The sequence below is a fragment of the Brachybacterium huguangmaarense genome (genome assembly GCF_025725725.1).
GTDB lineage: Bacteria > Actinomycetota > Actinomycetes > Actinomycetales > Dermabacteraceae > Brachybacterium > Brachybacterium huguangmaarense.
Window position 1 is genome coordinate 2,661,129 of the sequence record NZ_CP107020.1, and the last position, 26,347, is coordinate 2,687,475.

The 26,347-nt window shown below is 72.5% G+C and carries 32 protein-coding genes and 1 tRNA gene; 13 read left to right on the forward strand and 20 right to left on the reverse strand.

Going from position 1 to position 26,347, the window contains the following annotated elements:
- The first annotated feature begins 4 nt into the window (after positions 1 to 4).
- Positions 5 to 796, forward strand: coding sequence for a ParA family protein (locus BRM3_RS12220; RefSeq protein WP_263593578.1), 792 nt, complete (start codon positions 5 to 7; stop codon positions 794 to 796).
- 75 nt (positions 797 to 871) lie between these two features.
- On the opposite strand, the gene BRM3_RS12225 is transcribed toward BRM3_RS12220, so the two are convergent.
- The 4 genes from BRM3_RS12225 to BRM3_RS12240 form a co-directional block, all read right to left on the reverse strand.
- Positions 872 to 1,456 carry a MerR family transcriptional regulator gene (locus tag BRM3_RS12225; protein ID WP_318152410.1) on the reverse strand — a complete coding sequence of 195 codons (585 nt, stop codon included), beginning with the start codon at positions 1,454 to 1,456 and terminating at the stop codon, positions 872 to 874.
- A 131-nt stretch (positions 1,457 to 1,587) separates the two neighbouring features.
- Positions 1,588 to 2,283, reverse strand: coding sequence for a transcriptional regulator FtsR (gene ftsR / locus BRM3_RS12230; RefSeq protein WP_263593579.1), 696 nt, complete (start codon positions 2,281 to 2,283; stop codon positions 1,588 to 1,590).
- Between the two features lie 4 nt (positions 2,284 to 2,287).
- Positions 2,288 to 2,737, reverse strand: a complete 450-nt coding sequence (locus BRM3_RS12235) for an FHA domain-containing protein (RefSeq protein WP_318152411.1) — start codon at positions 2,735 to 2,737, stop codon at positions 2,288 to 2,290.
- A gap of 164 nt (positions 2,738 to 2,901) precedes the next feature.
- Complete coding sequence (locus BRM3_RS12240; protein ID WP_263593580.1) at positions 2,902 to 3,732, reverse strand: class I SAM-dependent methyltransferase; 831 nt, start codon at positions 3,730 to 3,732, stop codon at positions 2,902 to 2,904.
- Between the two features lie 162 nt (positions 3,733 to 3,894).
- Between BRM3_RS12240 and BRM3_RS12245 the strand changes: the two genes are divergently transcribed.
- A tRNA-Pro gene (locus BRM3_RS12245) sits at positions 3,895 to 3,968 on the forward strand.
- Here BRM3_RS12245 and BRM3_RS12250 read toward each other — a convergent pair.
- Positions 3,960 to 4,208, reverse strand: a complete 249-nt coding sequence (locus tag BRM3_RS12250) for a hypothetical protein (protein WP_263593581.1) — start codon at positions 4,206 to 4,208, stop codon at positions 3,960 to 3,962. The genes BRM3_RS12245 and BRM3_RS12250 overlap by 9 nt on opposite strands.
- 153 nt (positions 4,209 to 4,361) lie before the next feature.
- Between BRM3_RS12250 and BRM3_RS12255 the strand changes: the two genes are divergently transcribed.
- On the forward strand, positions 4,362 to 5,030 hold the full coding sequence (locus BRM3_RS12255; protein WP_263593582.1) for an HIRAN domain-containing protein: 669 nt from the start codon (positions 4,362 to 4,364) through the stop codon (positions 5,028 to 5,030).
- 51 nt (positions 5,031 to 5,081) lie between these two features.
- Here the strand turns inward: BRM3_RS12255 and BRM3_RS12260 are convergent, their stop codons facing one another.
- Together BRM3_RS12260 and BRM3_RS12265 are read right to left on the reverse strand one after the other, a co-directional pair.
- Entirely contained in the window at positions 5,082 to 5,261 is a 180-nt protein-coding gene (locus BRM3_RS12260) for a hypothetical protein (RefSeq protein ID WP_263593583.1), read from the reverse strand.
- 76 nt (positions 5,262 to 5,337) lie between these two features.
- Positions 5,338 to 5,955: a DUF1345 domain-containing protein gene (locus BRM3_RS12265; RefSeq protein WP_263593584.1), complete on the reverse strand. Its 618-nt coding sequence runs from the start codon at positions 5,953 to 5,955 to the stop codon at positions 5,338 to 5,340.
- Positions 5,956 to 5,973: 18 nt separating this feature from the next.
- Here BRM3_RS12265 and BRM3_RS12270 point away from each other — a divergent pair, with 18 nt between their 5' ends.
- The gene (locus BRM3_RS12270; RefSeq protein WP_263593585.1) at positions 5,974 to 6,468 is read left to right on the forward strand and encodes an alpha-amylase family protein; all 495 of its coding nucleotides are present in this window, start codon (positions 5,974 to 5,976) and stop codon (positions 6,466 to 6,468) included.
- Here BRM3_RS12270 and BRM3_RS12275 read toward each other — a convergent pair.
- A complete protein-coding gene (locus BRM3_RS12275) occupies positions 6,465 to 7,049 on the reverse strand; it encodes a dihydrofolate reductase family protein (protein ID WP_263593586.1) in 585 nt (194 codons plus the stop codon). The two genes, BRM3_RS12270 and BRM3_RS12275, sit on opposite strands and share 4 nt — an antisense overlap.
- A gap of 161 nt (positions 7,050 to 7,210) precedes the next feature.
- Between BRM3_RS12275 and BRM3_RS12280 the strand changes: the two genes are divergently transcribed.
- The 5 genes from BRM3_RS12280 (at position 7,211) to BRM3_RS12300 (ending at position 11,706) form a co-directional block, all read left to right on the forward strand.
- A complete protein-coding gene (locus tag BRM3_RS12280) occupies positions 7,211 to 7,732 on the forward strand; it encodes a GNAT family N-acetyltransferase (protein ID WP_263593587.1) in 522 nt (173 codons plus the stop codon).
- A 113-nt stretch (positions 7,733 to 7,845) separates the two neighbouring features.
- Entirely contained in the window at positions 7,846 to 8,847 is a 1,002-nt protein-coding gene (locus BRM3_RS12285) for a siderophore ABC transporter substrate-binding protein (RefSeq protein WP_263593588.1), read from the forward strand.
- A gap of 108 nt (positions 8,848 to 8,955) precedes the next feature.
- Positions 8,956 to 9,951 carry an ABC transporter permease gene (locus BRM3_RS12290; protein WP_263593589.1) on the forward strand — a complete coding sequence of 332 codons (996 nt, stop codon included), beginning with the start codon at positions 8,956 to 8,958 and terminating at the stop codon, positions 9,949 to 9,951.
- Positions 9,944 to 10,954: an iron chelate uptake ABC transporter family permease subunit gene (locus BRM3_RS12295; RefSeq protein ID WP_263593590.1), complete on the forward strand. Its 1,011-nt coding sequence runs from the start codon at positions 9,944 to 9,946 to the stop codon at positions 10,952 to 10,954. Before BRM3_RS12290 ends, BRM3_RS12295 begins: the two co-directional genes overlap by 8 nt.
- Entirely contained in the window at positions 10,951 to 11,706 is a 756-nt protein-coding gene (locus BRM3_RS12300; protein WP_263593591.1) for an iron ABC transporter ATP-binding protein, read from the forward strand. Before BRM3_RS12295 ends, BRM3_RS12300 begins: the two co-directional genes overlap by 4 nt.
- A gap of 61 nt (positions 11,707 to 11,767) precedes the next feature.
- Here the strand turns inward: BRM3_RS12300 and BRM3_RS12305 are convergent, their stop codons facing one another.
- The gene (locus BRM3_RS12305; protein ID WP_263593592.1) at positions 11,768 to 12,883 is read right to left on the reverse strand and encodes a helix-turn-helix transcriptional regulator; all 1,116 of its coding nucleotides are present in this window, start codon (positions 12,881 to 12,883) and stop codon (positions 11,768 to 11,770) included.
- 143 nt (positions 12,884 to 13,026) lie between these two features.
- Here BRM3_RS12305 and BRM3_RS12310 point away from each other — a divergent pair, with 143 nt between their 5' ends.
- A complete protein-coding gene (locus tag BRM3_RS12310) occupies positions 13,027 to 14,397 on the forward strand; it encodes an FAD-binding oxidoreductase (RefSeq protein ID WP_263593593.1) in 1,371 nt (456 codons plus the stop codon).
- A 133-nt stretch (positions 14,398 to 14,530) separates the two neighbouring features.
- Here BRM3_RS12310 and BRM3_RS12315 read toward each other — a convergent pair whose 3' ends face one another.
- The 4 genes from BRM3_RS12315 to BRM3_RS12330 form a co-directional block, all read right to left on the reverse strand.
- The gene (locus BRM3_RS12315) at positions 14,531 to 15,313 is read right to left on the reverse strand and encodes a pyrroline-5-carboxylate reductase family protein (protein ID WP_263593594.1); all 783 of its coding nucleotides are present in this window, start codon (positions 15,311 to 15,313) and stop codon (positions 14,531 to 14,533) included.
- A 32-nt stretch (positions 15,314 to 15,345) separates the two neighbouring features.
- Positions 15,346 to 15,624: a hypothetical protein gene (locus BRM3_RS12320; protein WP_263593595.1), complete on the reverse strand. Its 279-nt coding sequence runs from the start codon at positions 15,622 to 15,624 to the stop codon at positions 15,346 to 15,348.
- Positions 15,625 to 15,630: 6 nt separating this feature from the next.
- On the reverse strand, positions 15,631 to 16,518 hold the full coding sequence (locus BRM3_RS12325) for an excinuclease ABC subunit UvrA (protein ID WP_263593596.1): 888 nt from the start codon (positions 16,516 to 16,518) through the stop codon (positions 15,631 to 15,633).
- Between the two features lie 180 nt (positions 16,519 to 16,698).
- Positions 16,699 to 17,109: a hypothetical protein gene (locus BRM3_RS12330; RefSeq protein WP_263593597.1), complete on the reverse strand. Its 411-nt coding sequence runs from the start codon at positions 17,107 to 17,109 to the stop codon at positions 16,699 to 16,701.
- 187 nt (positions 17,110 to 17,296) lie between these two features.
- Between BRM3_RS12330 and purU the strand changes: the two genes are divergently transcribed.
- The gene (gene purU / locus BRM3_RS12335; protein WP_263593598.1) at positions 17,297 to 18,142 is read left to right on the forward strand and encodes a formyltetrahydrofolate deformylase; all 846 of its coding nucleotides are present in this window, start codon (positions 17,297 to 17,299) and stop codon (positions 18,140 to 18,142) included.
- A 13-nt stretch (positions 18,143 to 18,155) separates the two neighbouring features.
- On the opposite strand, the gene BRM3_RS12340 is transcribed toward purU, so the two are convergent.
- The gene (locus BRM3_RS12340; protein WP_263593599.1) at positions 18,156 to 19,079 is read right to left on the reverse strand and encodes an SDR family oxidoreductase; all 924 of its coding nucleotides are present in this window, start codon (positions 19,077 to 19,079) and stop codon (positions 18,156 to 18,158) included.
- Positions 19,080 to 19,300: 221 nt separating this feature from the next.
- Between BRM3_RS12340 and BRM3_RS12345 the strand changes: the two genes are divergently transcribed.
- Entirely contained in the window at positions 19,301 to 19,804 is a 504-nt protein-coding gene (locus BRM3_RS12345; protein WP_263593600.1) for a DUF2975 domain-containing protein, read from the forward strand.
- Positions 19,804 to 20,061, forward strand: coding sequence for a helix-turn-helix domain-containing protein (locus tag BRM3_RS12350; protein ID WP_263593601.1), 258 nt, complete (start codon positions 19,804 to 19,806; stop codon positions 20,059 to 20,061). The genes BRM3_RS12345 and BRM3_RS12350 overlap by 1 nt, the downstream gene beginning before the upstream one ends.
- Here the strand turns inward: BRM3_RS12350 and BRM3_RS12355 are convergent.
- Genes BRM3_RS12355 through BRM3_RS12380 form a run of 6 tightly spaced genes read right to left on the reverse strand, consistent with a single transcriptional unit; the run spans position 20,022 to position 26,191 of the window.
- Entirely contained in the window at positions 20,022 to 20,645 is a 624-nt protein-coding gene (locus BRM3_RS12355) for a hypothetical protein (RefSeq protein ID WP_263593602.1), read from the reverse strand. The genes BRM3_RS12350 and BRM3_RS12355 overlap by 40 nt on opposite strands.
- On the reverse strand, positions 20,642 to 21,115 hold the full coding sequence (locus tag BRM3_RS12360) for an NUDIX hydrolase (protein WP_263593603.1): 474 nt from the start codon (positions 21,113 to 21,115) through the stop codon (positions 20,642 to 20,644). The genes BRM3_RS12355 and BRM3_RS12360 overlap by 4 nt, the downstream gene beginning before the upstream one ends.
- 2 nt (positions 21,116 to 21,117) lie before the next feature.
- Entirely contained in the window at positions 21,118 to 23,289 is a 2,172-nt protein-coding gene (gene der, locus BRM3_RS12365; RefSeq protein ID WP_263593604.1) for a bifunctional cytidylate kinase/GTPase Der, read from the reverse strand.
- A gap of 19 nt (positions 23,290 to 23,308) precedes the next feature.
- The gene (locus BRM3_RS12370) at positions 23,309 to 24,451 is read right to left on the reverse strand and encodes a prephenate dehydrogenase (RefSeq protein WP_263593605.1); all 1,143 of its coding nucleotides are present in this window, start codon (positions 24,449 to 24,451) and stop codon (positions 23,309 to 23,311) included.
- Positions 24,448 to 25,317 carry a pseudouridine synthase gene (locus BRM3_RS12375; protein WP_263593606.1) on the reverse strand — a complete coding sequence of 290 codons (870 nt, stop codon included), beginning with the start codon at positions 25,315 to 25,317 and terminating at the stop codon, positions 24,448 to 24,450. The genes BRM3_RS12370 and BRM3_RS12375 overlap by 4 nt, the downstream gene beginning before the upstream one ends.
- A 4-nt stretch (positions 25,318 to 25,321) precedes the next feature.
- Positions 25,322 to 26,191, reverse strand: coding sequence for a ParA family protein (locus BRM3_RS12380; RefSeq protein WP_263593607.1), 870 nt, complete (start codon positions 26,189 to 26,191; stop codon positions 25,322 to 25,324).
- Positions 26,192 to 26,347 lie beyond the last annotated feature (156 nt).

A 26,347-nucleotide genomic window follows, 5' to 3' on the forward strand; every position in this document is an offset into this window, starting at 1 on the left:
AGGCGTGTTCACGGTGAGTATCTGTTCCCTCAAGGGTGGCGTCGGCAAGACGTCCGTCACGCTCGGACTGGCCTCGGCGGCCCTGCATCAGGGCGTGAACGTGCTCGTGATCGACCTGGACCCGCAGGGCGACGCGACCCTGGGCCTGCTGGGCGAGCCGGGCGCCACGCCGGATGTCGCCGAGGTGATCTCGTCGGTGCGCACCGAGACGATCGATCGCGCGGTCCGTCCGACCCCGTGGTCCGAGGGGGCCTCGTCCCACCTCGACATCATCCCGGGCTCCCATCGCTCGTCGGTGGTCGACTCCCCCGCCCCGGCTCCCCGCGACGTGCGCCGTCTGCGGGAGGCCCTGGACAAGCGCACCCATCGGTACGACCTCGTGCTGATCGACTGCCCGCCCTCGCTCAACGGCCTGACCCAGATGGCGCTCGCCGCCTCGGACCGGGCCCTCGTCGTGTGCGAGCCCGGCTTCTTCGCGGTGACCGCCGCCGATCGCGCCCTCAAGCTCACCGCTGAGATGCGGGAGGACGGGCTGGCGCCGCGGCTGCGGCCGCTCGGGCTCGCCGTCAACCGCTACCGGCCGCGTTCGGTCGAGCACCAGTACCGTCTGGCCGAGCTGCGTGACCTGTTCGGCGATCTCGTGCTCGAGCCCGTGATCGAGGAGCGCGTGGGCCTCCAGCAGGCCCAGGGCGGCGCCGTGCCGCTGCACCGCTACGAGGGTGCGAGCGGCAAGCGTCTCACCGAGGACTTCGACGCCCTCCTGAAGACCGTCCTGGACTCGCGCGAGCGCAGCTGACGCGACCCCGGCACGACGAAGGGGGCGAGCACCGTATCGGTGCTCGCCCCCTTCGTCGTGGAGGAGGTCGGCGGGTCAGCCGGCGTGGCGGGCCTTGCGGCGCGCGGCGAGCTCGTCGTGGAGGGCGAGCTCGGCGTCGTCGGCGGGGTTGACGCTCGGCAGGACCAGGAGGTCGTTCTCGACCTCGCGCCAGACGCGGCCGACGGCAATGCCGAACACGCCCTGGCCGCCCTGGACGAGGTCGATGACGTCGGCGGCGGAGGTGCACTCGTAGACGGAGGCGCCGTCGCTCATGAGGGTGATCTGGGCGAGGTCGTCGACGCCGCGCTCGCGGAGGGCGGCGACGGCCACGCGGATCTGCTGGAGGGAGACACCGGTGTCGAGGAGACGCTTGACGACCTTGAGCACGAGGATGTCGCGGAAGCCGTAGAGGCGCTGGCTGCCGGAGCCCGACGCGGCGCGCACGCTCGGCTCGACGAGACCGGTGCGGGCCCAGTAGTCGAGCTGGCGGTACGTGATGCCGGCGGCCTTGCAGGCCGCGGGACCGCGGTAGCCGAGCTCACCGGGCGTGTCGACGACCTCGTCGAACAGAACGCCCTGAGCCGGCTCGGCGGGGACCGTGGTCTGGAATGACCGGTCCGAGGGGGTGTCGGTGTTCACTAGAACCTCCAGGTGGACAGCTCCACGCCGGGGAAGAGCGCGAGCACCGGTCCAGACTATCCGGTGGATGCACGTGAGGGACAGCGACGCGCCGTGACGCTGTCACGGCGCGCGGTGGTCGGGCACGGAAGTCAGGGGCGCAGGGAGGTCCTCAGCAGGGCGTTGTGCAGCGCGTTCATCGATTCGCCGAGGTCGCGGGCCAGATCCTCGGCGCCGCCGCGGGCCGCCGAGTCGGTCGGACGGCTGTGGGGCCGGGCGACCGAGCGGATCATGTGGGCCTCGCGCTGGGCGGAGGTGCGGAGCATCACGAGGTGGCGCGGACGCAGCCCTTCGTCGGCCAGCGCGCGCGCCGAGCGCACGATCTCGAGCTCCGCGGAGCCGTAGAACAGGATGCCCTCGGGGAGCATCTGGAACTCCTCGAGCTCGACGAGGAAGTCGTCGTCCACGTGGGCCTCGCGGCACAGGCCGCTGCGGTCGAGCCGGACCGGCTGCAGCTGGGCGCTCGGACCGGGACGCGAGGCGATCGAGGTGACGCCCGCGCCGTCGTCGACGCCGTGCTCCTGCAGGTGCTCCTTGATGACCTTGAGCGGCCAGAAGCGGTCGCGCTGGGCGCGCAGGACGAACACGAGCCGATCGACGTCGTCGCGCGTGTACTTGCGGTAGCCGCTCGGGGTGCGCTCCGGGGAGATCAGCTCCTCGGCCTCGAGGTAGTGGAGCTTGGAGTGCGAGAGGTCCGGGAACTCCTCCTGGAGCATCTCGAGCACCTGGCCGATGCTGAGACGTGCGCCGGATGCCGGGGCCCCCTTGCGGGATGCGGATGCCGGCACGCCGTCAGCTCCTCCCGGGCTTGAGGTGGTAGGTCAGACGGTACTTGCCGATCTGGACCTCCTGGCCCGACTGCAGGTGCGCCTCGTCGACGCGCTCCTTGCCCACGTAGGTGCCGTTGAGCGAGCCCAGGTCCCGCACGAGGAAGCCGTCGCCGTCGCGCACGAAGGCGGCGTGCTTGCGGGAGACGGTGACGTCGTCGAGGAAGATCTCGCTGTTGGGGTGACGGCCCGCGATGGTCTTCTCGGCGTCCAGCAGGAAGCGGGCGCCGAGGTTCGGGCCCTTGCGCACGATCAGCAGGGCGGATCCGTCCGGAAGCGCCTCGATGGCCGAGCGGTCGAGGGACGTGAGCCCGTGCTCGGGCTCCTCCATCGAGTCGGGGATCGAGATCGCGCTCAGCGTCGAGGTCTGGTCGAGCCCCTCGTTCGTCTGCTTCGGATCGGTGTCGTCGCTCACCGTGGATCCCCTTCCTCCCGCTGCCCTTGTCGCTGTGCGCCGCCTGTGCGGCTGACCGGGCCTGTGCTTGACGATTCTCGCACGAGCCGACGGCCCTCCGGCACCGGGAAAGCCCCCATGGGCAGGGATTTGGTGAGGATTTGACCAGGCAGGACGCGTGGACGTCAGACCTGGGGCACGTCCGGGGTCTCGCCGAGCAGCTTCGAGAAGTCCGTGACGGGAGGTGTGCGGGCCTCGGGGGTGCGTGCGAGGAGCCAGAAGCGGGACATGCCGACCTCGAAGGGGCCGTCGTCGATGCGCTGCGCGATCGCCTCGAGGACATCTCGGTGGCGGTCGACGTCGAGGTCGGCGGGAGCGATCCAGGGGACGCGTCGGAGGAAGCGGAGGAAGGAGATCATGTCGGTGAAGACCGCGCGGCCGCGGAAGGCGTCGCTACGCTCCACCCGGAAGCCGGCGCTCGTGATCTCCCGCTCGATGTTCTGCAGCGTGACGTCCGGGTAGGGAGGCTCGAGACCGAAGGCCTCGAGCACCTCGACCAGGTCGTCGGCGCCGACCTGCTGGGTCGCGAAGGTGCCGCCGGGCGAGAGCACGCGGAAGACGTCGGCGGCGTCGAACGCCTCGTGGCGCGCGAGCACGAGGTCGAAGCGGCCGGGCGCGAACGGGAGGGACGCGCCCGGCGCCTCCGGGTTGTACTCGACGACCTCGATGCCGAGCGGCTCGAGGCGCTGCGTCGCGACGGGCACGTTGGGTGCCCAGCCCTCGGTCGCCACGGTGTCGTCGGGCGTGACGTCGGCCAGGGCGGAGAGGAACTCCCCTCCCCCGGTGCCGAGGTCGAGCAGGTGGTGGGACACCTGCGCGAGGTTGCGGGCCACCGTGTCGAAGCGCCACGGGGTGTCCTCCTCGGCGTACCCGCGCAGCTCGGAGAAGTCCCAGCCTAGCGGATCCTCCGCGAGCGCCGTGCGCCAGGAGTGGAGAGTGGCGTCGTCGACGGTCATGGAGCACTCCTTCGGGTCGGGTCCCCGTCCAGCATGGGGCTGCGGACAGGGTACCGAGGACCAGCTGAACAGTCGTGCCGCAGGTCACGTCCGCGTCGATTCGCTCCCCGGGGCCGCCCCGGGGTAGAGTTCTGGACGGTCCGAGGCACACGCCGAGGGCAGCGGGCTGTGGCGCAGCTTGGTAGCGCACTTGACTGGGGGTCAAGGGGTCGCAGGTTCAAATCCTGTCAGCCCGACCGCGAGAGGCCGCTGACCAGTGACAACACTGGTCGGCGGCCTTCGTCATGTCCGCTCACAGGGGCACCGGTGGCCATGTGGTGGGCATGGCTCTCCTGGTGGTCGCTGGGGGTGGTCTTGGTGGCCCCGCGCGCGAGCTCGCGGGCGATGTCCATGGCGTCGGCGACTTCGTCGATACTGTCGGGCACGAGGTCGCTGTACACCGCGAGGGTCACCGACGCGTCGCGGTGCCCGAGCATGGCGCGGACCACCTGGACGTCGGCCTCCCGGCGGCGATCACCGATGAAGCGGCGGTGTGGCGGAGCTTGTGCAGCGTGAGGCCGCGGCGGTCGTGATCATACGGTGCTGGTCGGGCGCTCCACTCGTAGCACACGGCAGGGCATACTCCGGGCATGGATCTGCTCCTTGCCCTGTTCGTGGTCGCGTGCATCGTTGTGCTGATCCTGGCGGGATTGGTGTGGCTCAGGCTCGGCTCGGAGAGGTCGGACGCTGGCGCGGACTCGTCACGGTCAGATCCTGCGCCGGGTGTGGATCGCGCCGTTACCCGGCGTGCCGGCCCACCGCCGCCGTCCAAGTCGCGGAAGTACCTCAGCGAGGAGGAGGCGGCGTACTACCTCGTTAGGGACAGCGACGGGCGGCTGCCGGTGCGGGTCTCGAGCGGGTTCTTCGTGCATGACGGGACACGGAAGCAGGTGCCGCCGGGGAACCGCGCGCTGACCCGGGCGGGGGTCCGTAGCTTCACGGTTCGCGGCTCGTCGTACTACCCAGACGACAGCCTGGCCGCGGACACCTCGCCCAGGAAGCGTGCGAGGTTCAAGCGGGAGCCGGAGAACGAGCACGACCCGGGCGCCGTCGCGGTTCTCTCACTCGACGCGGACGGCAAGGCGCGGCGGGTCGGCTACGTGAACAAGGGCTACGCGCGGGCGCTCACGAAGCGGCTCGAGGCGGGCGAGTCCGTCAACGCGCGGTTCATGCGCGGCGCGCCCGCGGGTGTCGACGACCAGGGGATCGCTGTTGTCGAGGCGACGGCGGAGGACATGCGGCGGCTGTTCCGTCGGTAGGCGTGGCGACGCCCCGGGGACCATGGTCCGCGGGCGTCCGGCGGTGGGTGCTCACTCGTCGCCGGGGAGGCTGAGCACCTGGGACTCGCGGCCGTCGATCTTGTCGGCGGCCTCGAGGAGGGCGGCGGCGGTCTCGCGGGCCTGGCGGGCGGTCATGGGCTCGTCGTCGACGACCACGATGATGTGGCGCTCGTAGTTGTGGCCGTCGTGCATCGTCTGGATGTGGAGCACGGCACGCCCAGTGCGGGCGTGGTCAGTGTGGGTGACGACGGTGTGGCCGTCAGTGCTGATTCCTCCCCCATCGACCTCAGAAGTCTATGGTCACGAGGAGCGACACCAGGAGCGCGATGACGACCGTGTTGAAGGCGAAGGACACCACCGCGTGGATGGTGACCTCGCGCCGCATGCGGGTCGTACGGACCTCGACATCGGCGGAGTTGAAGCCGGTCGCCACCTGAACGGCGACGTACAGGAAGTCGTGGAGCCGGGGCGGGTCCTCCCCCGCGCTGCCGGGGAAGGACAGGCCACCGTCGCGGGCGGTCTCACGGGCATAGTGCACGGCGTAGACCGTGACGAGCAGCATCCAGGTCGCGGCGACCACGCCGATCGCCAGCGTGAGCGTGAGGGCGCTCCCTCGCAGGCTGGGCAGAACAGCGACGAGGACCACGGCTGCCAGAGCGATGATGCACATCGTGATCGCACCGGACGGGCCGCCTGTCGCATAGAGCGACTCCGACCGCTGACGGGACCGGCGTTGGCCTTCGCTCTCGTGGAGCCACTCGGCCAGGGTGCGCCCGCCGGCCGGGGACAGCACCTGCCAGGTGAGGATCGTGTAGGTGACGCAGAAGAGGATCCACACGACGAAGTACCCACGGGCCTGGGCTCGCTCATCCCCGAGGGCATCGCCCAGAGCCTCACGGGTCATGCCTTCACCTGCCCCGACATGGTGGGCGGCGGCGACATCGCGGCGATCGGCCCCGACTCGCCGATCGACGCCGAGCAGTTCGTGCGCTACGCCCAGTGCGCGGCGCTGTTCCCGATGATGCAGTTCTCCCTCAACCCGGCCCGCGTGCTCGGCGCCGAGGCGCTCGCCGCCGTGCAGGCGGCGGTCGCCCTGCGCCAGTCCCTCGTCCCCGAGATCGGCGCGCTCGTCGAGGCCGCCGCGCGGAGCGGGGAGCCCGTGCTGCGACCGCTCGCCTCCCACCATGCCGGGACCGAGGACGTGACCGACCAGTTCCTGCTGGGAGAGGACGTGCTCGTCGCGCCCGTGCTGACACCGGGAGCGACCACCCGCCGCGTCTTCCTCCCCCGCGGCCGGTGGACGCCGATCGGCACCGCGCTGGGCGGCACCGCGGAGGTCATCGTCGGCGACGATCCCGCTGTCCTCGACCTCCCCGTGCAGCTCGGGACCCTGCGCATGTGGCGGCGCGCCGCCTAGGGATGGGCGGTGGGGCGGTATCGCGTCTCCTGGATGCGGCCGTCGAGGACCCGGCTCTCGAGGAGCTCGAGGTCGTAGTCCCCCGCCCCGCCGAACACCGGGTCGCAGCCGGTGCGGCCGGTGATGACGGGGAACACCGTCAGCTGGATCTCGTCCACGAGTCCCGCCGCCAGGAGCGCCCAGTTCATCGAGAGGCTGCCGTGCGACCGCAAGGGCACGTCGGACTCCTCCTTGAGCCGGGCGACGACGTCGACCGCGTCTCCCGACGCGATCTCGGCATGCGGCCAGTGGAGGGGCTCGGTGAGCGTCGAGGAGACCACCGTCGTCGGAAGGCGTCGCATGGCGGCGACCCATGCGTCGGGCAGATCGGCCTCCGCGACGTCGGGCCCCAGCAGGGCGATGAACTCCCGGTAGGTGTTCGCGCCGAACACCATGCGCTGAGGCGCGCCGAACGGCGCGGTCCGATGGGCCAGGAACTCCGGGCCGGCCGTGCCCCAGTGGCCGCCCCAGTCGCCCTCGGCGGTGTAGGAGCCGTAGCCGTCCAGGCTGGCGAAGACGTCGAACGTATAGGTGGCGGTCATGGCAGACCTTTCCCCCGTGGGTGCACGCCGCCGAGCACGCCTGCCCGGCCGATCCGTGTCATCGACGACGGTAGTCCGCGGCTCGCGCCCACCGACAGGGCCACCGGTCAGGGGCCGAAAACCCGAGGACAGCGACGGCGGCGCCCGCTACGGTCGTGCGCATGACTGCGGCCATCACGCTTCGACCCCTGACCGACGCCGACATCGAGGCGCACAACGCGGGTGAGGACGACGAGGTGATCCGGTGGCTCTCCGGCCGTGCGTCGACGGTCGAGTCCACCCGCCGTCACATCGCGACGCTCGCGGCCAACGCCGAGGCGATCCACCGCAAGCGGGGCTGGGGCATCTGGTGGGACGAGCGCCTCGCCGGCTACATCGACGCCGACCCCGAGTCCACGGAGGTGCCCGCCCCCGGGGACGTCAACATCGCCTACTCCGTGCACCCCTGGGCGCGGAGACAAGGCGTCGCGAGCGCGGCCGTGCAGGCCGTGTGCCGGCGCCTCGAGGACGAGCACGTCGGCCGTCGGACGATCATCCGCGCCGACCGTCGCAACGCCGCCTCGATCGCCGTCGCGCTCCACTGCTCCTTCGCCCCGGTCGGGGAGGCGCCCTCGCCCGAGGAGCGCGACGAGAACGGCCGGCCTGTCGTCTACCGGGTCTTCGCCCGCGATCTCAACGGGTAGACGGAGTCGAGTCCTCCGTCAGGATAGGTTAACCTTACTTTCGAGCCCGCTCGGTGCTCCAGCGCCGCCGGCCTCCTCACCTATCGCAGACACGCTGAAGGACACTCCCTCTCATGACGACGCTCTCCCGCCGCCATTTCGGATTCGCCGCGACCGCAGGAGCTCTGGGCCTCATGGCCGCGGCCTGCTCGAGCGACAACTCGACGGGAGGGGATGCCGGCGCCTCGGATGCGGGCGGCACCGCGAGCACGGTGACCGTCGAGGACAACAACGGCCAGCACACCGTGGCCACCCCGCCGACGTCGGTCGTCGCGACGGACAACAACAGCTTCCAGACCCTCTCGGACTGGGGCGTCTCCCTGACGGCCGCCTCCCGCGCCCTGATGCCCACCACGATCCCCTACAAGGACGACGAGTCGATCGTGGACCTCGGCAACCATCGTGAGCCGAACCTCGAGGCCGTGGTCGCGGTCGAGCCCGACCTCATCATCACCGGCTCCCGCTTCTCCCAGTACCAGGACGACTTCACCTCGCTCGCGCCGGACGCCGTCGTGCTCGACCTCGACGCCCGCGACGACCAGCCCTTCGAGGCCGAGCTCAAGCGCCGCGTCGACGTGCTCGGCACCATCTTCGGCAAGGAGAAGGAGGCGACCGCCCTTGGCGAGGACCTCGACGCCTCCATCGCCCGCGTCAAGGCCGCGTACGACCCGGCCCAGAAGGTCATGTCGGTGATCGTCTCGGGCGGCGAGATCGGCTACTCCGCGCCGCACGTCGGGCGCACCTTCGGCCCCATGTACGACGTCCTGGGCCTCACCCCGGCGCTCGAGGTGCAGGGCGCCGACGACGACCACCAGGGCGACGACATCTCCGTCGAGGCGATCGCCGACTCCAACCCCGACTGGATCCTGGTGATGGACCGCGACGCGGCGGTCGCGAGCGAGGACTCCCAGCCGGCGGCCGAGGTGATCGAGGGATCCGAGGCGCTCAAGAACGTCACGGCGGTGACTGCCGGGCACGTGGTCTACATGCCCGACGACACCTACACCAACGAGGGCATCGAGACCTACACCGAGTTCTTCGGCAGCTTCGCGGACGCCCTCGAGGCGACGAGCTGATCCTCCGCTGACGGTCGGGCCCGGGCGCACGCCCGGGCCCTCCGCCATGCCCTCGCCCGGCCGCGCCGCGAGGCCGCCGCGCCGGGCCCCTCCGACCTCTGGTGACCCATGACCCGCTCCCCCACCGACGCCCTGGCCCCACCCCGGCGGGGCCGGGGCCGCCTGCTCGACCCCCGGCTCCTGATCGGCGTGCTCGTCGTCGCCGCCCTGCTCGTGCTGTCCCTGCTCACGGGCCAGTACGACGTGTTCGGCGCCGAGGACGGCGCCGACATGTTCGCCATCACCCGCATCCCGCGCACCATCGCGCTCGTCCTCGCGGGCGCCGCCATGTCCATGTGCGGCCTCGTGATGCAGCTGCTCACCCAGAACCGCTTCGTCGAGCCCACCACGACGGGCACGACCGAATGGGCCGGGCTGGGGCTGATCGCCGCGATGATCCTCATCCCGGGAGCCAGCATCGGCACCCGCATGGTGTTCGCGATCGTTGCGGCATTCGTGGGCACCATGGTGTTCTTCCTCTTCCTGCGCCGCGTGACCCTGCGCTCCTCGCTCATCGTGCCGATCATCGGCATCATGCTCGGCGCCGTCGTCGGCTCGGTCTCCACGTTCATCGCCCTGCAGTTCGACATGCTGCAGAACCTGGGAGTGTGGTTCGCGGGCTCCTTCACCTCGGTCCTGCGCGGGCAGTACGAGTACCTGTGGATCGTGGTGCTCGTGGTCGCCGCGGTGTTCGTCGCCGCGGACCGCTTCACGGTCGCGGGGCTGGGCGAGGACGTCGCCACCAACGTCGGCGTCAACTACAACCTCGTGGTGCTCGTGGGCACGACCCTCGTCGCGATCGCCACCGGCGTCGTCACGGTCGTCGTCGGCAACCTCCCCTTCCTCGGGCTCATCGTGCCCAACATCGTCTCGATGGTGCGCGGGGACGACCTGCGCAGCAACCTGCCCTGGGTGTGCCTGCTGGGCATCGCGATCGTGACCGTGTGCGACCTCGTGGGCCGGACCGTCATCGCGCCGTTCGAGGTGCCCGTCTCGCTCATCCTCGGCGTCGTCGGCGCCGCCGTGTTCATCCTGCTCCTGCTCAGGCAGCGCCGGCATGGCTGAGCGCGCCGCCTCGGGCCCCTTCCCCACCCGCCGCGCGCGCACCCGGTACGCGGTGATCGTGGCGGTGCTGGCCCTCGCCGCCCTCGGCTTCGGCTTCGCGCTGCTCGCGCTCGACAACCCCATGGCGCCCGGCACGCGCGGCTTCTGGCTGATCGCCAAGCTCCGCGCGACCTCGCTCGTGGTGATGGTGATCGTCGCGGTGTGCCAGGCGATCGCGACCGTCTCGTTCCAGACCGTGACCGGCAACCGGATCATCACCCCGTCGATCATGGGCTTCGAGTCGCTGTACATCGCGATCCAGACCTCGGCGATCTATCTGTTCGGCGTGGCCGGCCTGCTGCGCCTGCAGGGCACCCCGCAGTTCGTCCTGCAGCTCGTCGCGATGGTCGCGCTCTCGGCCGTTCTCTACGGGTGGCTGCTCTCGGGCCGCTATGCGAACCTGCAGGTCACGCTGCTGATCGGGATCGTGCTCGGCGGAGGGCTGGGAGCGATCGCGACCTTCATGCAGCGTCTGCTCACCCCGAGCGAGTTCGACGTGCTGAGCGCGCGCCTGTTCGGCTCGGTCACCAACGCCGACGCCGACTACCTGCCCATCGCGATCCCGCTCGTCGTGCTCGCCGCCGCGGCCCTGTGGCTCAACGCGCGACGGCTCAACGTGCTCGCGCTCGGCCATGACACCGCGACCAACATCGGCGTCGACCACCGTCGCCACACGATCCTCACCCTTGTGCTGGTGTCGATCCTGATGGCGGTCTCGACCGCCCTCATCGGACCGATGACCTTCTTCGGCTTCCTCGTCGCAACGCTGTCCTACCAGGTCGTCGGCACCTACGATCACCGCCGGATCTTCCCGGTGGCGGCGCTGCTGGGCTTCGTCGTCCTGTGCGGCGCCTACGTCATCATGAACCACGTCTTCTACGCCCAGGGGGTGGTCTCGATCATCATCGAGCTCGTGGGCGGCACGGTCTTCCTGACCGTCATCATGCGGAAGGGACGCCTGTGATCGAGATCCACAACGTCGTCAAGGAGTACGCGAGCGACGTGCGCATCGGCCCCATCGACCTCGAGATCCCCGCCGGCGGGATCACGGCCCTGGTGGGGCCCAACGGGGCGGGCAAGTCGACGCTGCTGACCATGGTGGGACGTCTGCTGCGGATGGACTCCGGCACGATCCGCGTCTCGGGCCTCGACGTCGCGACCGCGAAGTCCCGCGACCTCGCGCGCGTGCTGTCGGTGCTGCGCCAGGAGAACCACTTCGTCACCCGGCTCACGGTGCGCCAGCTCGTCGGCTTCGGCCGCTTCCCCTACTCCCAGGGGCGCCTGACCCGCGCCGACGAGGACAAGATCAGCGAGGCGATCGACTTCCTCGACCTCTCCGGGCTCGAGAGCCGCTACCTCGACCAGCTCTCGGGCGGCCAGCGCCAGCGCGCCTACGTCGCGATGGTGCTGGCCCAGGACACCGACTACGTGCTGCTCGACGAGCCGCTCAACAACCTCGACATGCAGCACGGGGTGCAGATGATGAAGCAGCTGCGCAGCGCGGCCCGGGAGCTCGAGCGGACCATCGTCGTCGTGCTGCACGACATCAACTTCGCGGCCCACTACGCCGACCGCATCTGCGCCATGAAGGACGGGCGCGTCGTCGAGTACGGGCCCACCGCCGAGATCATGACGTCGCGCACCCTGACCGAGGTCTTCAACACCGAGGTCGACGTGATCGCGGGTCCCCACGGGCCGCTCGCGGTGTACTACTGAGCCTCCTGCGCGAGGCACACGCCTGTGGAGGTTCACCATCGTCCGACGGTGACCCCGCTCCTCATGGGACGGGCGACTCGAGCGTCGCGGACTGGTCGACGTACTGGTCGAAGTAGACCCGCGCGACGAGCTCGCGCCGGCTCGCGACCCCGGCCTTGTCGAAGATCGACTTGAGGTGGTCCTGCACGGTGTAGGGAGACAGGTGCAGGACGGCCGCGATCCCGCGGGTGTCCACACCGCGCAGGACCATCGAGACCACCTGCTGCTCCCGGGCGGTGAGCCCGAAGGCGGCGGCCACCAGATCGGTGACGTCCTGCGGGCGGGCCTCCTCGATGGTCACGACGACGTCCCCGGCGCGCTCCCCCAGACCCGACAGCGGCGCCGCGTGCAGCAGCATCCACGCCCCGTCGGCCGTACGGGCCCGCACCCGCGGGACCGTCGCCACGTCGCCCGCCGCGAGTCGGCGGGCAGCACTGATGAGCACCTGCACCGACGTCATCGGATCGGCGGCGCCCGGCACGGCCGCGAGGCGCCGCAGGAGGGTCTCGCTCGCGGGGCTGGCCTGCACGATCCGGTCGTGGGCGTCCACGATCACGACCGCGGGCCCCTCCGTGGCGGCCCGGGCCAGAGCCGCGGTCCGCGCCAGCAGACCGGTGCGGATGCCGCGGGTCAGGGCCGGGGCGAGCGAGGCGAGGATCGCGACCTCCTCCCGGGCGAACGGTGCGTCGTCGACGCCGCGGAACACCGAGAGCGCTCCCCAGGCGCCGGCGCGGTCGCAGCACACCACCCGGGCCTCGTCGTGGAAGTCGAACTCGGGCAGCAGCAGCTGGGCCATGCGCGGCGACCGCTCGATCTCGCCGCGCGTCTCGAGGTCCATGCCCACCGAGACACGGCCGGTCGAGACCAGGCGCCGCATCGCGGTGGGGTCGTCGCCTCCGTACTCGATCCGGGCCCAGGCGACGTCGGCGTCGTTGCGGCCGGCCAGAGCGTCGAGCTTGACGGTCCCGGCGACCATCGCGGTCGCGGGGTCCAGTGTCGAGAAGCAGCCCGCCACGAAGGGCACGACCGTGCTGAGCGCGGCCGCCGCCTCCTCCATGAACAGGTGCAGGGGCAGCCCGGCGCGGGAGCTGACGTCCACGTCGCTGCGTGCACGCCCCAGTGCCCTCGCCGAGTCCATCACCCCAGTGTGCGCCGCGGACGGCAGGCGCACCATCCCACCTTTCTGGGGGCCGCGGATTCCCCGCCCCGCTGGGATGGTGCGCCGCCCTTCCCGCTCCGCAGACTCGTGCCACCGACGACCGCCTCGACGATGGAGCCGACATGACCGTGCTGGACCCGCCCCTCGACTCACGCACCGCGCAGCTGCGCGCCGATCTCGGCGAGCGCGTCATGCTCCCCGGCGAACCCGGCTACGACCGCGCCTGCATGCCCTGGAACCTCGCCGCACAGCTGCGCCCGGCCGCTGTGGCCTGCCCGAAAAGCGCCGAGGAGGTGGTCGAGCTGGTGCGGGCCGCGACGGCGGCCGGGCTGCGCGTGGCGGCCCTGTCGACGGGACATGCGGCCGATGCGCTCTCGCGCGGCGACCTGTGCGACGTGCTGCTCGTGAACCTGTGCTCCCTGCGCGGGGTCAGCGTCGATCCGCTCGCCCGCACCGCCCGCGTGCTCGGGGGCGCCACCTGGAACGACGTGCTCGCCGCGACCGCTCCCCACGGCCTGACGGCCCTGCACGGCAGCGCCGGCACCGTGTCGGTCGCGGGCTACATCCTGGCGGGCGGCGTGTCCATGTACTCCCGGGCTCACGGACTGGCCGTCGGCTCGGTGCGCGAGGTGCAGGTCGTGGTCTCCGACGGCTCCCTGCTGCGCGCGAGCGCCGAGGAGAACGCCGAGCTGTTCTGGGCGCTGCGCGGCGGCTCGGGGAACTTCGGGATCGTGGTGTCCCTCGAGATCGAGCTGCTGGAGCTCACGGACGTGGTCGCCGGCTTCCTGCTGTGGGACGCGGCGCGGGCGGCCGAGGTGACCCATGCCTGGGCACGATGGTGCGAGGGCTCGCCGGAGAGCGTGACGAGCACCCTGCGGGTGCTGCATCTGCCGCCTCTGCCGTCACTGCCGCCGTTCCTGCAGGGGCGGTCGGTCGTGGTGGTCGACGGGGCGATCCTCGAGGACGACGCGCGGGCCGCGACGCTGCTCGAGCCGCTGCGGGCGCTCGCACCCGAGGTCGACACGTTCGCGCGGATACCTGTGGCCGCCGTGCTGGCCGTGCACATGGACCCGCCCGAGCCGTCCCCCGCGCTCAGCGCGCATGCCGTGCTCGAGGGGCTGCCGACGGACGCGGTCGACGCGTACCTCGCCATGGCGGCCGACCCGGCCCTGTTCGTGAGCGAGCTGCGTCAGCTCGGCGGTGCGATGGGCCGGGCCCCGGAGGGGTCCGGGGCGGTCGGCTCGCTCGACGGGCCGTTCCTCGTGCACACGATCGCGATGGCGCCCGTGCCCGAGGCGGTCGAGGCGGCGCGGTGCGCGGCGACCGCGGGGGTCGCGGCGCTCGCACCGTGGCATGCACCGGTGGGGGCTCTTACCTTCGTCGACGGCGCGGAGGATCCAGCGCCCTCGTACGGCGCCGCGCTGGGGCGTCTGCGCGAGCTGCGTCGTCGGCTCGATCCGGCCGGGGTGTTCGTCGCGGCCCGGCCTCTGTGACGTGCGGATCCTCGCGGCGCCCCTGCTCCGGGGGGGGGGTGAGCAGGGCGCCGTGGGGCCGTACCGGGGGATGTGGTGGTGCCGGGCCAGGGGGCGACCGGCACCACCACGCATCTGTGTCGACGGCATGAGGTCAGTCGGTCAGCGCCGCGACGAGGGCCGCGCGCACGGCCCGCTCGTCGAGCGTGGCGATGCGCCGGATCCCGGCCCCGCCCGGTGCGCACACGTCCGCGCGCAGCACCGCGGCGTCCTCGTCGCTCTGCTCGAGCCAGGCGGCGGTGCCCGCCATCACCTGCTGGACGATCCGGCGGCCGAGGTCGCGCGGGATGCCGCGCACGGCTGCGGCCTCGATCATCGCGTCGGCGACGTAGAGGAGATGGGCGGGGCCGCCGCTGCTGAGCGGTCCGAGCACCGCGTGCTGCTCCTCCTCGACGCGCAGCACCTCGCCGGAGCGAGCGAACAGGGAGGTGACCGCGTCGATCTGCGCGGTCGTGCACGAGGCGCCCGGAGTGAGCAGGGTGAGGCCGTGGCCGGCCTGGGCGGTGATGCTCGGCAGGGCCCGCGCGGCGCCGACGTGCGCGGGCAGGCGGCCCTCGAGGTCGGCGAGCGCGATCCCGTCGGCGATCGAGACGACCACCGCTCCCTCCCGCAGATGCCCGGAGATCTCGGCGACGATGTCGAGGACCTGCGCGGGGCCCGCGGCGAGGACCACCAGGTCGGCCTGCTCGGCGGCGCGCGCGTTGTCCGTCGTGCCGTGCACGCCGTGGACGTCGACGATCCGTTCGACGTGCTCGGGTCGTCGTGCGCTGACCCAGACGTCCTCGGGGGCGAGGCCGCCGGCGAGCGAGCCGGCGAGCAGGGCCTGGCCCATCGTGCCGGCCCCGAGCAGGGCGATCGTGGTGCGGGTCGTCGTCATCGGGCGGCTCCTGGTCGAGGCGGGCGGGAGGGTCAGAGGCTCTGGCGGCCCTGCGCGGCGAGGGCGAGGGCGCGCCCGGTGAGCGAGGCCTCGTCGCGGACGAGGGCGGCGGGGGTCCCCGTGAAGACGACGCAGCCGCCGTCGACCCCGGCACCCGGGCCGATGTCGATGACGTGGTCGGCGCGGGCCACGACCCGCAGATTGTGCTCGATCACGACGAGCGTGGCGCCCGCGTCGAGCAGGTCGGCGAACAGGGTCGTGATGCGGTCGACGTCGCTCGGGTGCAGGCCGGTCGTGGGCTCGTCGAGCACGATGCGCTACCCCGCGAGGTCCTCGACGCCGCGCAGGTGCCGGGCCAGCAGCAGGCGCTGCTTCTCGCCGCCGGAGAGGGTGTCGAGGGACTGCCCCACCGCCGTGTAGCCGAGACCCACCCGTTCGAGCCACGACATCGCCTCGGCGATCTCGGGGCTGTGCTCGAACAGGTGCGCGACCTCCCGGGCCTCCATCGCCAGCACGTCCGCGATCGTGCTGCCGCGGATCGTGGCGGACAGGGCGGTCTCGTTGAAACGACGGCCGTGGCACTCGTCGCACGGCGTGGACACGTCGTCGAGGAAGGCCAGCTCGGTGGTGATGTGCCCCTTGCCGCGGCACACGGGGCACGCGCCCTTGGAGTTGAAGCTGAACCAGGCGGGGGCGAGGCCCGAGACCTCCGAGAAGGCCCGGCGCACGGTGTCGGCGATGCCGAGCACGCTGAGCGAGGTCGAGCGGACCCCGCCGCGCAGCGGGTCCTGCCCGACGACCGCGAAGGCGGGATGCTGGGCGGGCAGGTCCTGGGTGGCGAGCGAGCTCTTGCCCGATCCGGCGACGCCGGTCACGGCGGTGAGCCCCCCCCCCAGCGGGATGTCGACGTCGACACCGGTGAGGTTGTGGGCGCGTGCGTCGCGCACGGGCACCGTGCCCTGCCAGGGGCGCGCGCTCGACGACACCTCGAGCGGACGGTCGAGCAGGCGCCCCGTCACGGTGCCGCTGCGGCGCAGGTCCGCGGGGGTGCCGACGAACTGGATGAGACCGCCGCGTGCACCCGCTCCGGGCCCGACGTCGATCACGTGGTCGGCGACGGCGATCACCTGCGGGTGGTGCTCGACCACGAGCACCGTGTTGCCGGCGTCGCGCAGGCGCGCCAGCAGCTGGGTGAGCTGGTGCACGTCGGCGGGGTGCAGCCCGATCCCGAGACGCCCGTGACGACGGTGAGGGCCTTCTTGGGCACGTCCACCGAGACGTCGCGCAGGTTGTTCGTCGCCGCGCCGACGACGCGGATCACCCCGGCGGGCGCCGGGGTGATCCGCTGCGAGCCGCTCACGCCGTGAGTCGGTTCCGGGCCGGGCTCAGTCCGCGGAGCCGCGCAGGACGAGCGCCGCGGCGATGGCCGCGAGCCACAGGTCCTTGGCGACCGCGGTGCCCTCGTGGCTCGGGCGGATGCCGTCGGCCTGCGTCATCGAGGGGATCCGGAAGTAGGAGGACACGAAGCCCGCGGCGAGCGTGCCGAGGGCGGCACCGGCCACGCGGGTGGGCACGAACGGCAGCAGCAGCGCGGAGCCGACCGCGATCTCGCCGTAGCTCATGAGCTTGCCGAACTGGTCGGGCGTCAGCTTCGCGACCGCGGGCACTCCCTGGGCCGCCATCTGCTGCAGGCCCGCGGCGGCCTCGCCCTTCAGATCGAGCTTGCCGATCCCGGAGTTCAGGATGAACGCGCCGGGGACGGCGCGCAGGACGGCGTTGGACACCTTGGCAAGCATGAATGCTTCCTTTCCTCGAACGGGGTTGTCGGCATCAGTGTGCCAGCCCCGACGGCCCGGGCGCGCCATCATGCGAACCGGCGGGCATCGCTCGGCGCCCGCTTCTACACTGCCCCTCATGTCTGCCGCGGATCGTGCCCCCATCTCGTCGTCCCTCACCTCGGCTACAACAGCCGGATCAGACGATATGCACCGATACACCGTGACGGTGGCGTGCGCCGACGGTCCGGGCATCGTGCACGCGATCACCGGCGCCGTGCTGGAGATCGACGGCAACATCACCGAGAGTCAGCAGTTCGAGAGCCCCACCTCGGGGCGTTTCCTGATGCGCCTCCAGGTGCGCTCGTCGGCGTCGATCGACGCCCTGCGCGGGGCCCTCGCGCCCGTCGCCGAGCGTTTCGCGATGGAGACCTCGGTGGACGTGTCCGACCGGCCGTGCCGCACCCTCGTGCTCGCCTCGACCGCGACCCACTGCGTCTCGGACCTGCTCACCCGGATGCGCGGCGGTCAGCTGAACATCGACGTCCCGCTCGTGCTCGCCAACCACCCCACGGCCGCGCCGCTCGCGGAGTTCCACCACGTCCCCTTCGAGCACCGGCCCATCGCAGGGCCCGACGACAAGGCCGCCTTCGAGCAGCGGGTGCTCGCCGCCGTCGACGAGCTCGACATCGAGCTCGTGGTGCTGGCCCGGTACATGCAGATCCTCTCCCCCGAGCTGTGCGAGGCCCTCGCGGGCCGCTGCATCAACATCCACCACTCGTTCCTGCCCGGCTTCAAGGGCGCCAACCCCTACCGGCAGGCGTACCAGCGCGGCGTCAAGCTCATCGGCGCGACCGCCCACTTCGTTACGAGCGACCTCGACGAGGGGCCCATCATCGAGCAGAACGTCACCCGGGTCGACCACACGCGGTCCGTGGCCGAGCTGACCGCGATCGGCCAGGACACCGAGATGCGCACCCTGCGCCAGGCGGTCTCCTGGTTCGCGCAGTCGCGCGTCCTGCTCGACGGGGTCCGCACCGTCGTCTTCCCCTGACCGGGCGCCGGGATCAGAAGACCGGGCGGCCTCCCGTGACCCCGAGCACCGTGCCCGAGACGTAGGAGGCCTCGCCGGGGCTCGCGAGGAACACGTAGGCTCCCGCGCACTCCGACGGCTGGCCCGCCCGGCCGAGCGGCGTGTTGCCGCCGAAGGAGGTGTAGTCGTCGGGCACACGGGTCGCGACGTTGAGCGGTGTCCAGATCGGGCCCGGCGCGACGGCGTTGACGCGGATGCCCCGGGGCCCCAGGTCGGCGGCGAGGTTCACGGTCAGGTTGTTGATCGCCGACTTCGTCGCGGCGTAGTCCATGAGCGGCACCGACGGGTCGAAGGACTGGATGGAGGTCGTGTTGATGACCGCGGAGCCCGGGCGCAGGTGCGCGACGGCCTCCTGGGTGATCCAGAACATGGACTCGAGATTGGTGGTCAGCGTGCGGTGCAGGCGCGCGGAGTCGATGCCCTCGATGCCCGCGGGCTCGGCGCGGCCCCATTGGAAGGCGGCGTTGTTGACGAGCACGTCGAGGTGGCCCAGCTCCTCGACCGTCGAGGTCACGAGCGACCGCGCGTGCCGCTCGTCGCGGATGTCACCGGGCAGCAGCAGCGCGCGCCGGCCCGCCTTCTCGACCCACGTGCGCGTCTGCTCGGCGTCGTCCTGCTCCGCCTCGAGGTAGGAGATCGCCACATCGGCGCCCTCGCGCGCGTAGGCGATCGCGACGGCGCGTCCGATGCCGGAGTCTCCGCCCGTGATGAGGGCGACGAGTCCCTCGAGCCGCCCGTGCCCCACGTACGTCTGCTCCCCGTGGTCGGGGACTGGCTCCATCGGCGCGGTCAGCCCGGGCGGCTCCTGGTCCTGGGGCGGGAACGACGGCTGATCCTGGTCCGTGCCGAGCTCGTGGGCGCGATCGGCCGCCTCGCTGCGTCGTGCGTCGTCGGTCATCGACGTGCTCCTTCCGGGGGCGTGAGAGGTGCTTCCACGCTAGGTCGTGCCGCGCACACGGGCCAGGGGCCCGGACCGTGCGGTCGGCGTGTCCGCCCGCGCGGTCCGGGCCCCACCGTGTGGAGCCTTCGTGAAGCACGGCGCCGCACCCTCGTCACACCTATCGACAAACGATAGGCTCGTGTCATCCGACGACCACTCCCCCGTCCTCAGGAGCTTCGATGAACCCCCTCGGCGTCCGCGCTCTGCAGACCGTCATCTGGATCGCGCTGGCAGGATCCCTCGTGGTCCAGGTCGTGCTCGTGATCCTGCTCGCGCACGACCTGGGCGGGCCGGGCGCGGTGCCCCACCTCGCGGTGGGGATCGTGTTCCTGGGCGTGGTGTGCCTCCAGGTGGTGGGGGTCAGCATCCTGCGGCTGCTCACGCTCGTCCGTCACGGGCAGGTGTTCTCGGCGCGCGCGTTCGGATTCGTCGACGCGATCATCGGCGCGGTCGCCGCCGGTGCCGTGCTCGTGGCGGCCCTCGCGGGCATCGCCGTCTACCTCAACCGCACCCAGCCGGGAGACGCGCTCGCCCCGGGCGCGGTCGCGCTCGTGTGCGGGGCGGCGCTCGTGACGGCCGGGGTCGCGCTCGTCATCTACGTCCAGCGCCAGCTGCTCGTCCAGGCCACGAGCACCGACGCCCGGGCGGCCCGCCTGCAGGCCGAGCTCGACGGGGTGATCTGATGCCGATCGTGGTCGACATCGACGTGATGCTCTCCCGGCGCGGGATGGCGGTGGGCGTGCTCGCCGAGCGGGTCGGCATCACCCCGGCCAACCTGGCCGTGCTCAAGAACGGCCGGGCGCGCGCGGTCCGCTTCACGACCCTCGCGGCGCTGTGCGAGGCGCTCGACTGCCAGGTCGGCGACCTCCTGCGCTGGGAGCCCGAGGGGGTCCCCGCCGATCAGGCGCCGGCCGACAGCCGCTCGAGCTCCACGCCCTGAGCCCGCGCGGCCTCGGCGTAGCGCATGCCCGTGGGCACCTGGGCCATCTCGAACCACCAGCGGGCGCGAGGCACGAGCCGCACGTCCTGCCACGGCACCTCGAGGGCGGAATCCTGCCACAGGGTCAGCCCGATGTCGGCCCGGCGGTCGAGGGCGACCAGCACGAGACGGCGCAGCTCGGACAGGCTGTGCACCCCGGGACGGCAGGCCGCCGGGATCGCGACCGAGTCGTCGAAGGGCAGCGGCCACACGGTCTCGCCCCACGCGAGCACGCTGCCCGAGCCCTCGCCGAGCACGTAGGCGGGCATGCGCAGGTCGGTGGGGCGCACGCGCTCACGTCCCATGCCGGTCGCACGGTCGAGGCCGTGCCGGGTCACCCATGCCCCGGGCAGCACGGCACGGCCGCCCACGGACACGTCCACGAGCACGCCGTCGCGCACGGGCTCGAGCGGCCACGGCCGGTCGGCGGCGGCGTGGGGCGCGAGATCGCGCTCGGCGTCGGCGAGCACCCGCAGGGTCGCGGCGTCCCCCGTGCGGTCCGTCAGGCGGAGCGCGAACAGCGTGCCGGGCAGGGGCGCGCTCATGAGCGGAAGGTCGCCGCGGGCTCGCCCGAGAGCGCGTGGGCGAGCTGTTCGCGGAACCGCGCGTTGAGCGGCGGGAGGTCGTCGAGGGGTGCCCACCGGGCCTCGGTGTTCTCCCCGTCGGCGGGGTACGGCTCCCCCGCCACGTGCTCGTAGAGGAAGCACAGGTCGAGGTACTGGGCGGTGTCGCCGTTGGCGTACGTCATCGGGCCGAGGGCGCGCACGTCCACGAGGCGCACGGGGCGCACCTGCAGCGCCGCCTCCTCGAGGACCTCCCGGGTGCCCGCCACGGCGGGCTCCTCCCCGGGGTCGATGATGCCGGTCACGGGGGTCCAGGCGCCGTTGTCGCGGCGACGCACCACGAGCAGGTGCCGACGCTCGGCGTCGAGCACGATCGCCGTGACGCCCGAGAGCCACAGCGGGTCGTTCCCGATCTTCTCGCGCAGGGCGAGCACGAACGCCGGGGTGGCCATGCTCAGCGGCCCCGCCGGCGCTTCTCGCGGATGCGCACGCCGATCTCGATCGGCGATCCCGTGAAGGCGAAGTCCTCGCGCAGGCGGCGCTCGATGAAGCGGCGGTAGCCGTGCTCGAGGAAGCCGGTCGCGAAGATCACGAAGCGCGGCGGCCGGGTGCGGGCCTGGGTCGCGAAGAGGATGCGGGACTGCTTGCCGCCGCGCAGCGGATGGGGGTGGGCGGCCACGAGGGTGCCCAGGAAGGCGTTCAGGCGGGCGGTCGGGATGCGCGCGTCCCACGACTCGAGGGCGGTCTCGAGGGCGGGGACGAGCTTGTCGGTGTGGCGTCCGGTCTGGGCGGAGATGTTGACCCGCGGCGCCCACGCCACGTGCGCGAGGTCCTTCTCGATCTCCCACTCGAGCTGCTTGCGCCGCTCCTCGTCGATCAGGTCCCACTTGTTGAAGGCGAGCACGAGCGCCCTCCCGGACTCGAGCACCATGTCGATGATCTTGAGGTCCTGGGTCGAGACGGTCTCGGAGGCCTCGAGCAGGACGACGGCGACCTCGGCGCGCTCGAGCGCGCTGCGGGTGCGCAGCGAGGCGTAGAAGTCGGCACCCTGGGACTGGAGCACGCGGCGTCGGATGCCGGCGGTGTCGACGAAGGTCCACTCCTTGCCGCCCAGCTCGATGCGCTCGTCGACGGGGTCGCGCGTGGTGCCGGCGACGTCGTCGACGACCACGCGGTTCTCCCCGGCGAGCTTGTTGAGCAGCGAGGACTTACCCACGTTGGGGCGGCCGACGAGGGCCACGCGGCGCGGGCCGCCGTCCGGGGCCAGGCCGCGCCCCTCGGCGGGGAGCACGGCGAGGGCCGCGTCGAGCAGGTCGCCCGAGCCCCGCCCGTGGAGGGCGGAGACGACGTGCGGCTCGCCGAGCCCGAGGTTCCACAGCGCGGCCGCCTCGAGCTCGGCGCGCGCGTCGTCGACCTTGTTGGCCACGAGCACGAGAGGCCGCTTCGAGCGCCGCAGCACCTTGAGCAGCTGCTCGTCGGTCGCGGTGATGCCCACGGTCGCGTCGACGACGAACATGACGGCGTCGGCGAGCTCGACGGCGACCTCGGCCTGCTCGGCCACACGGTAGGCGATGCCCTGCACACGGTCCTCCCAGCCGCCCGTGTCGACCAGCAGGAAGTCGCGGCCCGCCCATTCGGCCTGGTAGAAGACGCGGTCGCGGGTCACGCCGGGGGTGTCCTCGACGACGGCCTCGCGGCGGCCGAGGATGCGGTTGACGAGCGTGGACTTGCCGACGTTGGGGCGGCCCACGACGGCGAGCACGGGCAGGCGGCGCACGGGGCCGGCCCCGAGCTGCTCCTCGTCCTCCCCGGAGAGGATGCGCAGGTCCTCGTCGTCGAGGTCGTAGTCGTCGAGCCCGGCCCGCCACGCGGAGGCGACGTCCTCGTCGGAGACGGCGGGCAGCTCGCCCGTGACGGCCGGGGCGAGCTCGTCGGCGTCGTCCTCCTCGCGCGCGCTGCGGACGAGGGCGATCACGGCCTCGACGACCTCGTCGACGGTCAGGTCGGTCGTGTCGATGCGCTCGACGCCCTCGGTCGCGGTGAGGAACTCCGAGACCGTCGAGTCGTCGCGGTCGCGGCGCAGCACCTGGTCCCGCATCGCGGCGCGGTTGGCCTCGTTCTCCTCGAGCCCGAGCTCGAGGGCGCGCCGGTGCATGCGCGACTCCTCGCTCGCGGCGAGCAGCACGCGGACGTCGGCGTCGGGCGCCACGACCGTCGTGATGTCGCGGCCCTCGGCGACGCACGAGCCGCGTTCCTGGGCGGTCGCCGTCAGGATCTCGCGCTGGCGGGCCTGCAGGACGGGACGCACGAGGGTGTTGGTCGCGACCGTGCTCACGAGCGCGCTGATGCGCTGGGTGCGGATGTCCTCGGTGATGTCCCGGTCGCGCACGTGCACGGTCGCGCCGGCGGGGTCGGTGCCGAGCTCGAGGTCGAGCGTCGCGGCGACGTCGGCGACGGCCTCGCGGTCGGCGAGGTCCACCCCGTCCTCGAGGCAGGCCCAGGCCACGGCCCGGTACATCGCACCGGTGTCGAGGAAGCCCCCGTCGAGCGCGGCGGCCACGCGGCGGGAGACGGTGGACTTGCCGGAGCCTGCGGGTCCGTCGATGGCGATGGTCACGGGGTGCATCCCCCCAGGATAGGGGCGATCAGCCCTGGGCGACGCTCCACCCGCGCTCGGTCAGCGCGTCCGTGAGCAGTCCCTCGCTGCCGCTCGTGACGGACACGTGCGCCATGCCGACCTTCTTGCCGAAGGTGTGCTCGAGCGTGAGGTCCTCGAGGTTGATCCCGGCCTCGCCCATCTCGGTGAACAGGCGTCCGAGCTCGCCGGGACGGTCGGGCACGAGCACCGTGACGGTCGCGAAGTGGTCGGTCGCACCGCCGTGCTTGCCCGGGATGCGTTGGACGCCCTGGTTGCCGTCGGCGATGAGCGCGGCGATCGCGCGCCGGGACCCGCGGCGCGGGTCGGGGTCGCCCGTCATCGAGTCGAGCGCTCCCAGCACGCCGTCCAGGCGGTCCCGCAGCTCGCTCAGGATGGGGCCGACCGCCCGCGCGTTCGCGGAGAGGATCTCGACCCACAGCCGCGGGTCGGAGGCCGCGATGCGGCTCGTGTCCCGCAGGCCGGGCCCGGCCAGCTCGAGCGAGCGCTCGGGGGCGTCGACGAGGCTCGCGCCCAGGAGGCTCGCGACCACCTGCGGCACGTGGGAGACGTGCGCGACGGAGCGGTCGTGGTCGGCGGCGTCGAGCACGAGGGGCACGGAGCCGATCTCGAGGGCGAGGGCGCGGACCACCGCGACCGACGCCGCGCGGCTCGTCGGATGCGGCACGACGACGAAGGGCCGCGCCTGGAAGATGTCGCCGCGGGCGGCGATCACGCCGGAGACCTCGCGCCCCGCCATGGGGTGCGCGCCGACGTAGCGGGCCAGGTCGTCCTCGGCGAGCGCCCCGTCGTCGACGACGGCCCGGACCCCGGCCAGCACGATCGACTTGACGCTCGCGACATCGGCGACGGTCGCCGTCGGCCACCGGGACAGCGCGCGCACCACGAGGGCCGCGGCGACGTCGGGCGGCGCCGCGACCAGGACGAGGGCGGGATCGGGGTCCTCGGGGCCCGGACGGTGCCCGGCGCCCATCTCGATCGCGAGGGACTCGGTGCCGGGCGAGACGTCCTCGAGCTGCACGTCGACGCCCGCGCCGCTCAGGGCGAGGCCGAGCGAGCCGCCGATGAGGCCGGTGCCGATGATGCGCACGGGCGAGGGCACGAGGGAGGCCGAGGCCCCTGCCGCGGTCACAGCCCCACCTCCGCCATCAGGGTGCCGAGCTCGCGACCGCTCACCTCGCGCGTGGTCCCGGGGGCGAGGTCGCCCAGCAGCACGGGGCCGATGCGGGTGCGCACGAGTGCGGTCAGCTCGTGGCCCTGGGAGGCGAACATGCGGCGCACGATCCGGTTGCGGCCCTCGTGGAGCGTGACCTCGACGACGGCCTCCCGGCCGTCGTGCGCGACGAGCCGGGCCTGGTCGGCGCGCGCCGGGCCGTCCTCGAGCTCGACCCCCTCCCGCAGCGCCTTGAGCAGGCCGCGGGGGAAGGCGCCGGGGCAGTCGAAGCGGCACACGTAGGTCTTGGAGATCTCGAAGCTCGGGTGGGTCAGGCGGTGGCCGAGCTCGCCGTCGTTGGTCAGCAGCAGGAGGCCCTCGGTCTCGTAGTCGAGGCGGCCCACGTGGTAGAGCCGCTGCTCGCGATCGGCGACGAACTCGGTGAGGTCGCGGCGTCCCTCGGGGTCGGACATCGCCGAGACCACCTTGCGGGGCTTGTTGAGGGCGAGGGTGAGCTTGGAGGTGTCGAGCTGGAGCCGTCGGCCGTCGACGTGCACGGCCTGGCGCTCGGGGTCGACGCGCACGCCCTGTTCGGTCACGAGGGTGCCGTCGACGCTCACGCGGCCCTGGGCGATGAGGGCCTCGCACGCGCGGCGCGAGCCGAAGCCGGCCCGGGCGAGCACCTTCTGCAGCCGCTCGCCCGCCGCGGCGTGCACGTCGCCGCCCGCGGCCGCGTCGACGTCGCGGCGCTCACGGCCCTCGTCGTCGCGCAGGCGCACCGTGCGCGGCGGGGTGAAGTCGCTGCGCCGGCGCTGCCGCCCGGCCGGCCGGCCGCGTCCCGTCATCGCCTCACGCGGCCGCGCCGCGGGCGATGAGCTCGCGCGCGAGCTGCCGGTAGGCCTCGGCGCCCTTGGTGGACGAGGCGAACGTCGTGATCGGCTCGGCGGCGACCGAGGCGTCGGGGAACTTCACGGTGCGGTTGATCGTGGTGTGCAGGACCGTCTCGGGGAACGCCTCGACCACGCGCGCGACGACCTCGCGGGCGTGCAGGGTGCGCGCGTCGAACATGGTCATGAGGATCCCGTCGATCTCGAGGCGCGGGTTGATGCGGTCCTGGACCTTCTCGATCGTCTCGACGAGCAGGGCAACGCCGCGCAGCGCGAAGTACTCGGGCTCGAGCGGGATGATGACGCCGTGGCTCGCGGCGAGCGCGTTGACGGTCAGCAGGCCCAGCGAGGGCTGGCAGTCGATGATGACGACGTCGTACTCGTCCATGACCGGGCGCAGGACCCGGGCGAGCGACATCTCGCGGGCCACCTCGTTGACGAGCTGGACCTCGGCGGCCGACAGGTCGATGTTGGCCGGCAGCACGTCGAGGTTCTCGGTCGAGGTCTCCTGGATCACGTCGTGCACGTCGTGCCGGCGGTCCATGAGCAGGTTGTAGACGGTCACGTCGAGCTCGTAGGAGTTCACGCCCGTGCCGGCGGACAGGGCCCCCTGCGGGTCGAGGTCCACGAGCAGCACCTTGCGGCCGAGCTCGGCGAGCGCCGCGCCGAGCGAGATGACGCTCGTGGTCTTGCCGACCCCGCCCTTCTGGTTGACCATCGAGATGACGCGGGCGGGCCCGTGGCCGTCGAGCTCGGCGGGCTGCGGGAACTCCGGCAGCGGGCGCCCGGTGGGGCCCAGGTTGATGTCCAGCGTCTGCTTCGCGTCGCTCACGTGGTCTTCCTGTCGTCTGCGTCGTCGGGTCGGGCGGGCACGTCCGCGGTCGGCCCGCGGTGCCTCGGGCGCACGCGGGGCAGGGATGTCCAGGCCGGGAAGGGGCAGCTGCCCGGCCCTCTCGGGGCCCGGGCGCGCGCCGCCGGGGATCGTCCC